Source organism: Kolteria novifilia (genome assembly GCA_007748055.1).
GTDB classification, from domain to species: Bacteria; Planctomycetota; Planctomycetia; order Kolteriales; family Kolteriaceae; genus Kolteria; species Kolteria novifilia.
The window spans coordinates 5,634,970-5,648,553 of the sequence record CP036279.1; the positions used below are offsets into that span (position 1 = coordinate 5,634,970).

The 13,584-nt window shown below is 61.9% G+C and carries 10 protein-coding genes and 1 riboswitch; of the genes, 2 read left to right on the forward strand and 8 right to left on the reverse strand.

Features of this window, described 5'->3' with window-relative positions; genetic code table 11:
* Positions 1-251: 251 nt before the first annotated feature.
* On the reverse strand, positions 252-1,022 hold the full coding sequence (locus tag Pan216_RS20670) for a 3',5'-cyclic-nucleotide phosphodiesterase (protein WP_145260957.1): 771 nt from the start codon (positions 1,020-1,022) through the stop codon (positions 252-254).
* Between the two features lie 745 nt (positions 1,023-1,767).
* Between Pan216_RS20670 and Pan216_RS20675 the strand changes: the two genes are divergently transcribed.
* Together Pan216_RS20675 and Pan216_RS20680 are read left to right on the forward strand one after the other, a co-directional pair.
* Positions 1,768-3,051, forward strand: a complete 1,284-nt coding sequence (locus tag Pan216_RS20675) for a PP2C family protein-serine/threonine phosphatase (RefSeq protein ID WP_419192789.1) — start codon at positions 1,768-1,770, stop codon at positions 3,049-3,051.
* Positions 3,052-3,152: 101 nt separating this feature from the next.
* Positions 3,153-4,451, forward strand: a complete 1,299-nt coding sequence (locus tag Pan216_RS20680) for a Glu/Leu/Phe/Val family dehydrogenase (RefSeq protein ID WP_145260961.1) — start codon at positions 3,153-3,155, stop codon at positions 4,449-4,451.
* A gap of 200 nt (positions 4,452-4,651) precedes the next feature.
* On the opposite strand, the gene Pan216_RS20685 is transcribed toward Pan216_RS20680, so the two are convergent.
* The 7 genes from Pan216_RS20685 to Pan216_RS20715 form a co-directional block, all read right to left on the reverse strand.
* Entirely contained in the window at positions 4,652-5,980 is a 1,329-nt protein-coding gene (locus Pan216_RS20685) for an NAD(P)/FAD-dependent oxidoreductase (RefSeq protein WP_419192790.1), read from the reverse strand.
* 281 nt (positions 5,981-6,261) lie between these two features.
* Positions 6,262-6,359: riboswitch (cyclic di-GMP riboswitch) on the reverse strand.
* A gap of 237 nt (positions 6,360-6,596) precedes the next feature.
* On the reverse strand, positions 6,597-7,637 hold the full coding sequence (locus Pan216_RS20690; protein WP_145260962.1) for a beta-ketoacyl-ACP synthase III: 1,041 nt from the start codon (positions 7,635-7,637) through the stop codon (positions 6,597-6,599).
* Between the two features lie 253 nt (positions 7,638-7,890).
* Positions 7,891-8,907 (reverse strand): uroporphyrinogen decarboxylase family protein, encoded by a 1,017-nt coding sequence (locus tag Pan216_RS20695; protein ID WP_145260964.1) that lies wholly within the window; start codon positions 8,905-8,907, stop codon positions 7,891-7,893.
* On the reverse strand, positions 8,898-9,926 hold the full coding sequence (hemH, locus tag Pan216_RS20700; RefSeq protein WP_145260966.1) for a ferrochelatase: 1,029 nt from the start codon (positions 9,924-9,926) through the stop codon (positions 8,898-8,900). The genes Pan216_RS20695 and hemH overlap by 10 nt, the downstream gene beginning before the upstream one ends.
* Before the next feature lie 169 nt (positions 9,927-10,095).
* Positions 10,096-11,112 (reverse strand): RluA family pseudouridine synthase, encoded by a 1,017-nt coding sequence (locus Pan216_RS20705; protein ID WP_145260967.1) that lies wholly within the window; start codon positions 11,110-11,112, stop codon positions 10,096-10,098.
* The gene (hpt, locus tag Pan216_RS20710) at positions 11,105-11,638 is read right to left on the reverse strand and encodes a hypoxanthine phosphoribosyltransferase (RefSeq protein WP_145260969.1); all 534 of its coding nucleotides are present in this window, start codon (positions 11,636-11,638) and stop codon (positions 11,105-11,107) included. Before hpt ends, Pan216_RS20705 begins: the two co-directional genes overlap by 8 nt.
* 265 nt (positions 11,639-11,903) lie before the next feature.
* The gene (locus tag Pan216_RS20715; RefSeq protein WP_419192791.1) at positions 11,904-13,361 is read right to left on the reverse strand and encodes a serine/threonine-protein kinase; all 1,458 of its coding nucleotides are present in this window, start codon (positions 13,359-13,361) and stop codon (positions 11,904-11,906) included.
* Positions 13,362-13,584: the final 223 nt, after the last annotated feature.

A 13,584-nucleotide genomic window follows, 5' to 3' on the forward strand; every position in this document is an offset into this window, starting at 1 on the left:
CTTCAACAGTCCACCGGGGACGAGAGCGCCATCGACGTTCTCCATTTCTATGGAGACCGTCGCTGGTCACCATGTACCATTTGGCGACGCCGCGTCCGAAGGGTGAAACCGGACGGGAGACCGCTTCGGCTCGACGCCACCACCTTGGGACTCCGCTGAGGACGAGGGAGGATCAGGGGACCAAGGGTCATGGCATCTATTGTGCGAAAAAGGGGAGGGGACGTCGCCCGCCGAACGCCAACCGCGTCGGACTACGAGAATCGCAGCTCCTCGCCCGGCACTCCAATCCGTAAATGGGGCACCCCGAGGGCTCGCAGCTCGTCGACGACTTGGCGGTGAAAACGAGCCTTGATGTGGATCGCGACCACCGGAATCTGACGATCGAGCTTCTCCAGTTCCCGCGCGAACATCGCCGGCGTCAGGTGCATCGACTGCTCCGCCAGCCACGTCAATTCGTTGGGGAACGAGGCCTCGAGCAACACCGCTTGGAGGTTCGGCGTTTGATTGGCAACCTCCCAGATCCGCTCGGTCGGCGCCGTGTCGGAACAGAGCAACACCGCGCCGGTCTCATCCTCCAGGATGTATCCATGGGTCGGGACGGGGTGATCGAGATCGATGGGTGTGATGCGGACGCCATCGATGGTGACGGGCGTCTCCGACTCGACGACGTTGGTCTCGACCAGAGGCGTGCCGTCGCACGTCTCGAACGCGAAAAAGTCCGGCCAGATCGAATTGTTGAAAAGGTGACGGCGCAGACCATCGAGCGTCACCTCGCTGGCATAGAGTGACACGTTGCGGACGTCGGGCGCGAAGACGTTCTCCAGGAAGGTCGGCAACGACGCGACATGGTCACAATGGGTGTGGGAAATAAAGATGTGCTTGACGCGCTCTTGCGATTCCGGCGTACCGTGGAATCCAAGACTTCCCGCATCGATCGCGATCGAGTCGTTGATGACATAGGACGCGAGGTACTGGAATTCCCTCGATCCTTCCGCAACGGACGGGACTATTCGGACCCGCAAGACTTCGGCTCCTTGACGGCGAACACTCGCCTAGCTTACGGTTTTTGGCCGGACGCCACAATGGCCGCCTCGGGAGGTAGTGCATTCCACCGCGAAACAAGGCTTCCCCCGGCCTCGGACCACTCCGGTTCGCCGTTGGGGAACGCGACCGCGCCCAAACCACCAAACGATCAAGTGACACCTCGACGGCACGCCTCTCGTCGGCGCCTCTCCGCCTCGGCGTCTCTCCACCCGTTGATCAGTAGGAATCTCGTCTCGCGGATTCCACCAGGCTTCATCTCGTGCCTCGGGTCAGATTCGGGGTACGCTGGAAGCGCCCCCGTCGGACGCGTGCTCTGTTCCAATTCGAATTTGGTGTTTGTGCCCCCCAACCGTTTGCCACTGGCTGACCAACAGCCAGTGAGAAGCGATCGTGGGTTCACAACCGGGAATCGAGCGTTTGACCGAGCACTAGGCTTCGTCTCAAAAGTTGATCGTCGGCCCGAGGCACAGCGAGTTGGTGGGGGACGAGGAGGTCGAAACAGGCGAATCCGTTGGATTCGTCGATGCAGACCGACAAAGTCCCGCGGCAACGTAGCCAGCCGAAGCCAGAGCCGACTTTTGAGACGGAGCCTAGTCCCCGGAATCATTTTCGCGTTGGGGGGGGGAAACAACTTCTTTTGGATCATTGTTCCCCGACCGGTCGGGCTACAGTATGACTCCTGAGAACGAATTTCCGTCGCAGCATCAACCGGAGCGTAGAGGCATGACCGAGACAACGTCGTGGACCGAGCAGCCACGCGAGCAGCAGGTAAGTGACTTGATGGCGGTCCTCGACGTCACGCGCAAGTTGGCCGCGTCGACCGAATTGGACACGCTCCTCAAGGCGATTGAGGAGTCGGCGCTGCAGGTGCTCGATTGCGAACGGGCCACGATCTTCCTCCACGACGCCGCGACCGACGAACTCTACAGTGAAGTCGCCACCGGCGTCGGCGAGATCCGCTTTGGCGCCAGCCTCGGGATCGCCGGCGAGGCGTTCCGCTCCGCCGCCGTCGTTCGCGTGCCCGACGCGTACGCCGACAAGCGGTTCAATCCCGAGATCGACCGCAAGACCGGCTACCGCACTCGCAGCATCCTCACCTTCCCGCTTCGCGGTTTCGACGGAGGCGCGGTCGGCGTGCTGCAAGTCCTCAACAAACGCGAGGGGACCTTCACCGAATGGGACGAAGAACTCGGTCGCGCCTACGGCGCCCAGGCCGGGGTCGCGGTCCAGCGACAACGACTGCTCGACGAATTCGCCCAGAAACAGAAGATCGAACGGGACCTGCAAGTCGCGCGCGAGGTCCAACAAGCCCTCCTTCCCGAAGCGGCCCCGACCATTCCCGGCTTCGACCTCGCCGGCTGGAACAAGCCCGCCGACGAAACCGGAGGCGACTTCTTCGACTACCAACCGCTCGATGACGGCCGGGTCGTGGTGATGCTGGCCGACGCCACCGGTCACGGTATCGGGGCGGCGCTGGTCGCGTCGGAGTGCCGTTCGCTCCTGCGAGCGACCTTCCTCGCCGGCAGCGACATCGACCAGGCGCTCAACGGCGTCAATCGTATCCTCGAAGAGGATCTCCCCGACGACCGCTTTCTGACCGCGTTCGTCGCGACCCTCTCCCCCGACAGCGACAAGATCGCGTTCGTCTCGGCGGGCCACGGGCCGATCATCCTCTACCGCGCCGCGACCAAGGAGTGCCGGATCTGCAAGGCCAGCGGACTGCCGCTCTCGGTCCTGGCCGACCTTCCCTACGATCCGCCCGAGGAGTTCGCGATGGAGGAGGGCGACATGCTTCTCATCGCCACCGACGGCTTCGACGAGTGGTCCGACGCCGAGGGCAACCCCTTCGGCACTGAACGCATCGAGGACTGTCTTCGCGACCACGCCGAGGAGCCCTCGTCGAAGCTCATCGAGCGACTCTACGAACGGGTCCTGGCCTTCACGGGCGGGACCGAGCAGCGCGACGACTTGACCGCGATCATCATCAAGCGTTGTGCGTCGTCGTAGTCGACGTGCATGACCCCTCCATCGGCCGACCGCGGCCGCGACGAGAACCTATCGCATTCATTGACACCCAAGCCGAACCAGGCGTGAACGAGGGCCCGTGAATGACCAACGCCGAGCGTATTTTCCAGGAGCTGGACATGAGCCCCCAATCGGACAACATCTACATCCAAACGATGTCCGAGATCCTGCTCGCCGCCGACCGGGTAAAGGTGCCTCGCCGGCTTCAATTGATCCTCGCGCAACCGAAGAAGGAGGTCATGGTCCACTTCCCGGTACAGATGGAAGATGGCCGCTATGAGCTCTTCAAGGGATACCGCGTTCAGCACAACAACGTCGTGGGACCCTATAAGGGCGGTATTCGCTATCACTCCGAGGTGAGCCTCGATCACATCAAGGCGCTGGCGGCCCTGATGACGATGAAGTGCGCCTTGGTTCGACTCCCCTTCGGTGGCGCCAAGGGGGGTGTCAAAATCACTCCACGCAAGCACACCCGCACGGAATTGATGCGGGTCACGCGGCGCTTCACCAGCGAGCTGCGCGCGAACATCGGTCCCGACTACGATATCCCCGCCCCCGACGTCGGCACCGACGCCCAGACGATGGCGTGGATGGCCGACACCTACATCAATCTGAAGGAACCGGCCTTCCGCTTGGGAGGGAGTGTCGTCACCGGCAAGCCACTCGCCTTTGGCGGCTCGCACGGGCGCGGCAAGGCGACGGGCCAGGGCCTGGTCTTCGTCGTCGCGGAACTGCTTCCGGAGATGGGCTACCGCCTGAGCGAAAGCAGCTTCAGCCTGGTCGGCTACGGCAATGTCGGCTCCTGGACCGGCCGACTTCTCGCCGAACGCGGCGCGACGATGCGAGCGGTCCTCGATCACACCGGCGCCATCGGTAATCCCGAGGGCATCGATCCGGTCGCCCTCGCCATGCACGTCGAGGAGACCGGAGGCGTCGCCGGCTTCGCCGGTACCTCGGCGCTGAGCCCCGACGAGTTCTACCAGACCGAGGTCGACCTCTTCATCCCCGCGGCGCTTGAGCAGATGATCGATGCCCGGGTGGCGAGATTACTCAAGTGCAAGGTGCTGATCGAGGCGGCCAACGCTCCCGTCACGCCGGCGGCCGATCGCCACCTCACGGAACAGGGCGTTGAGGTCCTACCCGCGATCTTGTGCAATTCGGGCGGCGTCACCGTCAGCTACTTTGAGTGGAAACAGAACCGTCAAGCCGAGACCTGGGAACTGGAAGTGGTCGATCACCAACTGCAGAAGCTGATGGTCGAGACCGCTCGGCGGGTCAAGCAAATGGCCGAGGAACTCGGGTGCGACATGCGAACCGCCGCCTACTGCTCAGCGCTCGAGTACATCGGCAGCGTCTACTCCCTTCGCGGCATCTTCCCCTAATGAACGGTCAAACGTCTAATTTCGTGCCGGTTGTGTAGCTCGTTCTCACTGGCTGACAAGAAGCCAGTGGCCCCCAACACCAGCTTGGGTGCCATGCCCACGCTGGCTGTCGGCATGCGGAGCACGCCTTCGATTCGGCAAGATCTCGCACGAACGATGGACGAGACTTCATGGAGCGAACTTACCCATCAGGACACGGGTCAGTTCAAGGAGGCCGCGGCGTCCTCGGGGACGTCGGGCTCGTTGGGTTGGAGAGGGGTCTTCGACGTTCCGGTGATCAATCGCGCGGAACGATTGCGGGTGACATAGTTCCAGGCCCATTGCACCAGCACGAGCATCCGGCTCTGAAACTGAACGATGTACATTAGGTGCACGAAGAGCCAGAGCATCCAGGCGAGACTGCCATGGACGTGGGCCCACCCCAAGTTGGCGACGGCCGCCCGGCGACCGATCGTCGCCATGCTACCGCGATCGTGGTATTCGAATGGCTCCCGCGGATCGTCGTCGAGACGCGCCTTGATCAGGTCCGCCACGTAACTTCCCTGCTGCATCGCGACCGGCGCGATCCCCGGAAGGGGCTTGCCCTCATCGTCGACGCAGTGGGCCATGTCACCAATCACGAAGATCTCCGGATGCTCAGGCAGACAGAGAAACGGGTCGACATGCAACCTGCCCGCGCGGTCCCGCGGGGCCCCGGTCGCCTTGGCGATCCGGCTCGCCAGCGACGAAGCCTGCACCCCCGCCGCCCAGATGACGGTGTGCGTCGCCAGTTCCTCGGTCCCGGCCGGAGTCCGCATGACGACTCGATCAGGGGTGATGTCCGTGACGAGCGTCTTGGTTCGGATCTCAATGCCGAGATCCTCGAGGAGGCGTAGGGCATGGCCGGACAAATCCTCCGGGTAGGGCGGCAAGACCCGATCACTACCATCGAGAAGAACCACCCGAGCCTTCGATGAGTCGATCGAACGAAAATCGTGGCGCAAGGTATGAAAAGCGATCTCGGCGATCGCGCCAGCCATCTCCAGCCCGGTCGGCCCGGCTCCCACGACCACGAAGGTCAGCCACGCGGCGCGTGGGGCGGGGTCGGTGAGTCGCTCGGCGGTCTCGAACGCGAGCAAGATCCGTCGGCGAATCTCGGTCGCGTCCTCGATCGTCTTGAGCCCCGGAGCGACGCCTTCCCATTCGTCGTGGCCGAAGTAGCTATGCCGTGCTCCCGCGGCGACGATCAACGAGTCGTAGGGGATCGCACGTCCCTCGGCGAGCCGAACCTCCTTGGCCTCGACATCGACGGTATCGACATTTCCCAGCAAGACGCGAGCGTTCTGTTGCGATCGAAGAATCGAGCGCAGCGGCGCGGCGATGTTGGCGGGGGAGAGTGCCCCGGTGGCGACTTGATAGAGCAGCGGCTGGAAGAGATGGAAGTTGCGACGATCCAGAAGAGTGACTTGGACAGGAGCGTGGCGCAACGATGTCGTCGCGTAGAGCCCTCCGAAACCTCCTCCGACCACGACTACACGGTGCCTCTCCACGTTCACCTCGCGAGGAATGTCTCGTTGCCTGTCGCGGGTGAGTATAGAGACTCGCGGTCGAGGGGAAGAGTGCTCGGAAGATATTCCGCAACATCGTGTCGAGTTTGGGGAGTGAGGCGAAGGTCGTTTAAGGGAACCGTCGTGACTTGGGGAGGAATCCCAGGTGGGGAGGAAGAGGAGCGAGAAAGGGATGAAGCGAAAAAGGATGTCAAGAAACGCCACGCCCGGGCAGTCTTGCGACTAGCCCGGGCCCAAGCGACCCTCAGGGTCCCGTCCATCCCTTCGGCAGCCTGGCGACCACAAACCGAACCCCCTCAAATCCAGTTCGTGGCCCATGGCTTTGCGCCCCAGCCTCACGGCTGGTTTGCCCTTTCGTGGGAAGAACATGTGACTGTTCATCCGCACAACAGAAAAGTAGTTCAGGGTTCATCGTTGTCAAATCAATGCGAAGAGTTTTTTAGAGCATGTTCGCAATTCACCGATCGCATTTCGCTCTTAGCGAAACCACCGGCCACGACGTGTCCGGCCAAACGCGTCAAGCCAACAGGCACGTCGGAACGGGCCGCTTCGCGGTGCTCGTCAATCGGAGGAAGAACGCTCGCCGATAGGCGGGAATTCACCAGCGAATCACGGCGCTGGCCCACGTCAGGCCCGCCCCGAAACCGCTGACGAGAATTGAGTCGCCGTGGCTGATCAACGCTTGGCGACGCGCCTCGTCGAGCGCGATGGGAATCGAACCCGCGGAGGTGTTGCCGTAACGCCAGAGGTTGTTGAAGACCCGCTCCCGTGGGAACCCAATGACGTCGCCGACCGCGTTGATGATGCGGACATTGGCCTGATGGGGTACGAAGAGATTGACGTCGTCCGCCGTCAGCCCAGCATGTTCGAGCACCTCTTGCGTCGACTCGGTGACGGTGTTGCACGCCCATTTGAAGACGGCCCGACCATCCATCTGCAAGAAATGCTTCGCCTGTTCCAACGCTTCGGGCGTCGGCGGCATCCTGCTGCCACATGCCGGACGACTCAACAAGTCGCTTCCCGATCCATCGGCGGCGATGTGGTACGAAAGAAAACCCTGATCATCGCCCCCGGCCGAAAGCAACACCGCTCCGGCACCGTCCCCGAAGAGCGGATAGGTCTTCATGTCGTCCGGGTTGATCACCCGACTGTTGGTGTCCCCGCCGACGACCAGACACAGCTTCGAATTGCCCGATTTGACGAACTGCGCCCCGACGACCAGCGCGTAGAGGAAACCCGCGCACGCGGCCTGGACATCGAACGCTCCGCAGTAGAGCCCGAGCCGATCCTGCAGCAAGCAGCCTGTCGAGGGAAAGCTCATGTCGGGCGTGAAGGTGCCGACGACGAGCAGATCGATGTCGCCCGGATCGACGCCCGCGGACTCGATGCAGCGTCGCGAGGCCTCGTAACAGAGGTCGCTGGTCGCGATTCCCTCCGGCGCGTGGCGGCGTTCGCGAATCCCGGTACGCTGGACGATCCAGTCCGAATCGAACCCGAGCCGCTGCTCCAGTTCCTCGTTGGTCACGACTTGATCGGGGACGTAGCTCCCTGTCCCGATGATCTGAAATCCGGTGAGCGAGGTTGTTCGCCCGATGCGCCGCGATGCTCCATCCATGGTTCGGGTACGCGTTCGGGACATGGTCGGTGCTGTCATCCTTCTCCTGAGAGCGTCGGCATCGCCGCGTTGGCGACATGGAGCTTGTTCCCGTTGATCGTTTCCTCGACGGGAGGCATTCTAGACGCCAACGATTCGGCTCTCGCCGGCTGAGGGGTTATACGGCCTCCCCCAGTCGACAGCCAGGCGCCTTCCGGGAGACCCCTATCGGCGAGTGGAGTGACCACGAATGAGCATCGCTTATTCAGATACGTCTCACCGATCTGTCTAGGCCATATTATCGCTCTCGTGCCACTCCGACAAACGCCTCGAAATTCTCCGGCTTCGCCAGTCGGTCCATTCCATGGTCGAGGTTGAGAACGTGACGCTCTCCGCCGCCGTGCTCCAGGCACGTTCGCGTCGCCTCGCGAACCTCCTCCTGACTCCCGTCGATCAAGAGTTCGTGGTCGACATTTCCTTGAACGACGAGGTCCGGATGCCGCTGCTTGATCGCCGCCAAATCGTGATTTTTGCCTAAACTCAGCACCTTTACCCCAGATTCCACCGCCAAGTCGACGTAGGGAAGATCCTTCACAAACAAGATCGAAGTCCCCGCCACCTCCGAGAAGACACGTTGGTGATAGCGCTGGGCGTGCTCGAGATACTCCTCGCGCGCCAATCCGCCGGCCCAAGAGTCGAAAAGCTGATACGCGACCGCTCCCTCCCCCAACACGTCGCCAAGAAAGTGAGAAGTCGCCCGCGAAATCCGTTCGAGCAGCTCGCGCCACGTCGCCCCCTGCTCCGCGATGAACCGCCTCGTCGCCACGAGATCCTTCCCGGTTCCGATCATGTACGTCGCCAGCGTGAAGGGGGCTCCCGCGAAACTGAGGATCGGTAGCTCACCGTCGAGTTCCCGCTTTACCGTTCGCAGGATCTCCAGCACGTTGGCGTAACGCGAAGGGTCGGGCGTTGGGTCGAGTTTCTGGACATCGGCCATCGAACGAATGGGGTGGTCCGGCACCGGGCCGCGTTTGGGCACGAGTTTGAATCGCTGTCCCATCGCGATCGCCAGGGTGGTGATGTCGTAGAAGAGAATGATCCCATCGACCCCGAAGCGGCGCGGACAGAGCGTCGCTTGAGCCGAGAGTTCGACGTTATCGTTGAACTCGTAGAAGGAGAGATCCCCGCGAAGACGGCGAAATTCGGGATCCCAACGTCCCGCTTGCCGCATCGCCCACACGGGAGTTCGCTCGACCTTCTCGCCACGAAGGGCCCGCGTCAGCAGGTGTTCGCGATCGCCTGACTCTACAGCCATCCTTGGGCCTCCCGTTCGACGATTCCCTTGAGTGCCTCGATGAAGGGCGGATCGTCATTGACGCAGGGGACCCGCACCAGCGTTTCCCCGCCGCCGCTCCGAAACTCCTCGAGCCCTTCGTAGCCGATCTCGTCGATCGTCTCGAGGCAGTCCGCCGTGAATCCGGGTTGAGCCACGAGGACCGTCTTGACCCCCTGCTCTCCCAACGCGATGAGCGTCTTGTCGGTGTAGGGCTGCAACCATTCCGAAGGCCCCAGTCGCGACTGAAAGGTCAACCGCCACTGCTCGTCGCTCCAGCCCAGCCGCCGCGCGACCAAATGAGCGGTCTTGGTCGACTGGCACTGGTAGGGATCTCCCGCGAGGACATAGGAGTGCGGGATGCCGTGAAAACTCAAGAGGGAGACCTCGGGACGCTGTCCCAGTTGTTCGGCCTCTTCCCAAGTCTTGCGAATCCGCCACACCACGGCGTCGATGTAAGCGGGATCCTCGTAGTAGTCTTGCACGATGCGCATCGCGGGCACGATCCGTTCCTCACGCAGCGCGTCGAAGAGCCCATCGAGCCCGCTGGCGGTCGTCGTCGCGGAGTACTGCGGGTACATCGGCACGACGATGATTCGTTGCCCACCCCACTCGGCGATATTTCGAATCGCCTCCCGAATAGAAGGCTTCCCGTAGCGCATGCCGAACTGGACCCGATAGTGCTCGCCCAGGAGTTCGCCGAGCGCGGCCGTCTGCCGACGGGTGATGTCGAGCAGTGGCGAGCCGGTCTCGTCGTCCCAAATCCGACGGTATTTCTCGGCGGAGCGTGGCGAGCGGAAGGGAACGATGATCAAGTTGACCAGCAGCCATCGCAGCCAGGGCGAGACTTCGACGACCCGCGGATCGGAAAGAAACTCGCGAAGATAGGGCCGCAATCCTTTCGCCGTCGGCTCGTCGGGAGTCCCCAACTGTAGCAAGAGGACATCGATCGGCTTCTGCTGGCCACGTGTGATCGGGAATAGAGTCTTCCCGTTGTTCATGCGAATCGTTCCCCTTGAGGTTCTCTTGTCTTCTTATTGTACGGGGACTGGCGCTCGAAACCGCCAGGAGCTCGCCGCCACGGGGTAGCCTTTCGATGTCCCCCCTCCTTCTCCCCCTTCGACAAGGGGGAGCGATCGGAACTCGTCGCCAACCTCTTCCGCGACCACCCTACTTCGCGAGCGATCGGTGCTCCCGCAACATCTCGAGTGTCTGACTCATGTCTTGCGGAAGTGGCACCGAAAGGTCCATGAAACTCTTCTTGCCCGGATGCCAGAAACGCAAGCGAAACGCGTGGAGGGCCTGCCGCTCGATCAAGGGTGTCTCGGCCTCCGGATCCTCGGCGTCCTGTCCGCTCAGCTCCGACAGACAGAGACGACTACGCCCCGCGTAAGGCTTGTCGGCGATGATCGGGACCCCGATGCTCGAAAGATGGACCCGAAGCTGATGCGTCCGCCCCGTCTTCGGCACCAAGCGAACGAAACTGAAACCGTCAAAGCGCTCGAGCACCTCGTAGAAGGTGACGGCGGATCGGGAGATCGCCGGATCGTTGCGAATCGCCATCTTCTCGCGAACCTGGGGATGAACGCCAATCGGGCGATCGATGATGTCGTTGTCGAGTTCGGGCGCCCCGTAGCAGAGAGCACGGTACTCCTTGTGAACCTTGCGCAGCTCGAACTGCATCGCGATTTCTTTGTGCGCCTCGTCATTTTTGGCGACGACCATGATGCCGGTGGTGTCGCGATCAAGGCGGTGAATGATGCCGGGCCTTGCCTCGCCGCCGATGGTGCTAAGACGGTCGAAGTGGTGCTGCAGCGCGTTGGTGAGCGTGCCCGACCAATTCTCTCGGCCGCGCCCGGGATGGACGATGAAGTCGGCTTGCTTGTCGAGCAAGACGATGTCGTCGTCCTCGTAGAGAATATTCAGTGGGATTTCCTGCGGCACCGGCTTGCTGCTGAACCGACGCGGCAGGTCGATCGAGATCCGATCGCCGGGTCGAACCTTGTGGCTGGCTTTGACCCGCCCCTCGTTGACCAGGAGAGCGCCGTCGTCGATCAGTCGCTGCACCAGGGAACGACTGAGTTCGGGAAGCCGGGACACGACGTACTGGTCGAGACGCTTCCCCTCGACGGCGGCTTTGCGCACCTCCAAATCGACGTGCGTGTCATCGAGCGATTCACTACTCATCGGCGTCGAACTCGACCACGTAAATCCCATGAAGGTGTCGGTACTTCTCGGCCCAATCGAGGCCGAATCCGACGACGAACAGATCATCGATCGAGAACCCGACGTAGTCGGCCTCGATATCGGTCTTTCGCCGGGCCGGCTTGTCCAGGAGCGTGCAGACCCGCAGCGACGCGAGCCCCACCTCGGCCCAGCGATGACTGAGCGACTTGATCGAGAGCCCGGTGTCGACGATATCCTCCACCACGAGCACGTGCTTGCCCTCGAGGGAGTTCTTCACGTCGAGGATCATCTCGACCTCGCCGTTGGACTCCTTCTTGAGGCCGTAGCTCGAGAGGCGCACGAACTCGATCGTCGGTTCGATGCTAAGTTCGCGGACCAAGTCCGCCAGGAAGATGAAGGCTCCCTTGAGCACGCCGACGATAACGAGGGGTTTGTCGTGGTAGTCACGGGAGATCTGCTCGGCGAGTTCGCGAACCCGCTGCGCGATTTGCTCGGCCGAGAAAATCTCTCGAAGTCGGTCAGTCAACCTCTCCCCCTCATGGTCTCAGGCGTGATTGCCAAGGCGAGCACCAGCGTGGCAGGCACCCGAGGAGCGAGCGACTCGTCCTCCTCGACCTTCTTCTCATGTATACCAACTCACGCGAAGTGGAGGACTCGAGGAGGGGCGAGGAGAGCCAAGCGGCCCTCTCACGGTGGGGCGCCGTGATATGGCGGGTGTAGCCAGGGGCCCGTCTTGCAAGCGCCGGCCCAAGGTCAGCCCGCGGCAACCGGAATCGAGGATTGATGCGAGATCAGCCGACGGGGACGAGATCTTTGAGGGCGATGTAGAGCGGCCCGAACGTCAACGGCTTCTGAACCGTGTTGACCCGTTCACTCCTGAGCCTTTTGATCCAAAGTTTCTGGGAATCGGTGGCCAAGAAGACACCCGCACAGTCACACGCGGGCCAAGGAGCGTCATCGACCAAGCGAGCGAACGACGAGACGCCGCCGCGACCGACGGTGTCCAGGTCGAGAATCATCGCGTCGACCGGCTTGAGCTTGAAGATGGAAACGGCGCGATCCATGTCCTCGAAGACCGCGACCTGGTAGCCACGATCGTTGAGCATGTCGCGAAGCTTCTCGCGCGTGCGGCGTTTCTGATGCACGACCATCAATCGCGGCTTTTCGCGCGACGCGAGCACTTGGGTTCCGGTCGGGTCCTCGCCGATCGAGAGCTGGTAGGTTTGGAAGTCCTTGAGGATCTGCGAGTAGTCGCTGTAGCGCTCGGACGGATCGAACGACATCATCCGGTCGACGATGTCGGCGATCCCGCGCGGGACCTTCGTCTTGCTCCGTAGGGGCTCGACGTCATCGAAGCGGAAGCGGAAGCGGGGATCGTGATCCTTGGCTTCGGGAACCGGCCGCTTCCCACGCAACATCTCGTAGAAGATCATCCCGAGAAAATAGATGTCGGAGCAATGATCTCCCTTGGGAGCGTTGGTCGCTTTCTCGAGAGCCGCGTACTCGACGGTGCGGCGTTTGACGTCGTAATTCAGGTCGCTGCCGTCACGATCGACGGTACCTCCGAGGCCGAAGTCGATCCACTTGGCGAGCCCACACGTCGAGATCAAGACGTTGCTCGGCTTGACGTCGCGATGGGTGATGTGCTGCTCCTCGAAGGCGTAGCGCAAGCCGTCGACGAGTTGGGCGCCCCAACGGGCGACCTCGACGTGATCGAACTTCTTGCGAATCGTGAGCAGATCGCGCAAGCTGCTGCCCTCAATGAAGTCGAGCGCGATGTAGTGTTGGCCGCTGCGCTCATCGAGGGCGTAGCAGATGACCTGGCAGATATTGGGGTGCTTGAGTTTCTCTTGGAGTTTCGCTTCGCGGTAGAAACTCTCGACCGCCTCGGATTCCCCCGCGAGATTCTCGCGCAGGATCTTGATCGCGACCGCGTCCCCGGTCTGGGGATCGACGCCCCGAAAGACATGGCCGAATGTCCCCGAGGCGAGCAAGTAGAGAATCTTGAAACGGCCGGCGAAGAACCCGGTCGTGTCGCCGCGCAGCAGTTTGGCGACTTGGAAGTTCGAGAGCAGCGACTTGTTGGTCAGGTACTGAATCAACTTCGGCGTCGAGTCGACACCCGCGACGAAAGCATCCTCGACTTGATGGGACTCGAGGAGCTGTAGACGGATGACCCGCCGCGCGAACTCTTGCGGCGTCTCCTGGCTCTTGGCCGGCGATTTGCATTCATCCGAAAGGGTCGACAATTCAAACAACTCCCAGGGGAGACCAACCGTTTTCGCATCCTTGCAAGCAGGTCAAATGGCCTACTTGTCTCTTCGCCAGGTGCCTCTGCTTCTTGGCAAGTATACCCCCAAAGTTTAACTGACGACACTAGTTTCCTGTGTCGCCATACAACCTGAGGACAACTTCAATCGACTTACACGTACTCGGAAACGGAAAATCAGGACGAAAGCGGACGGCAATGAA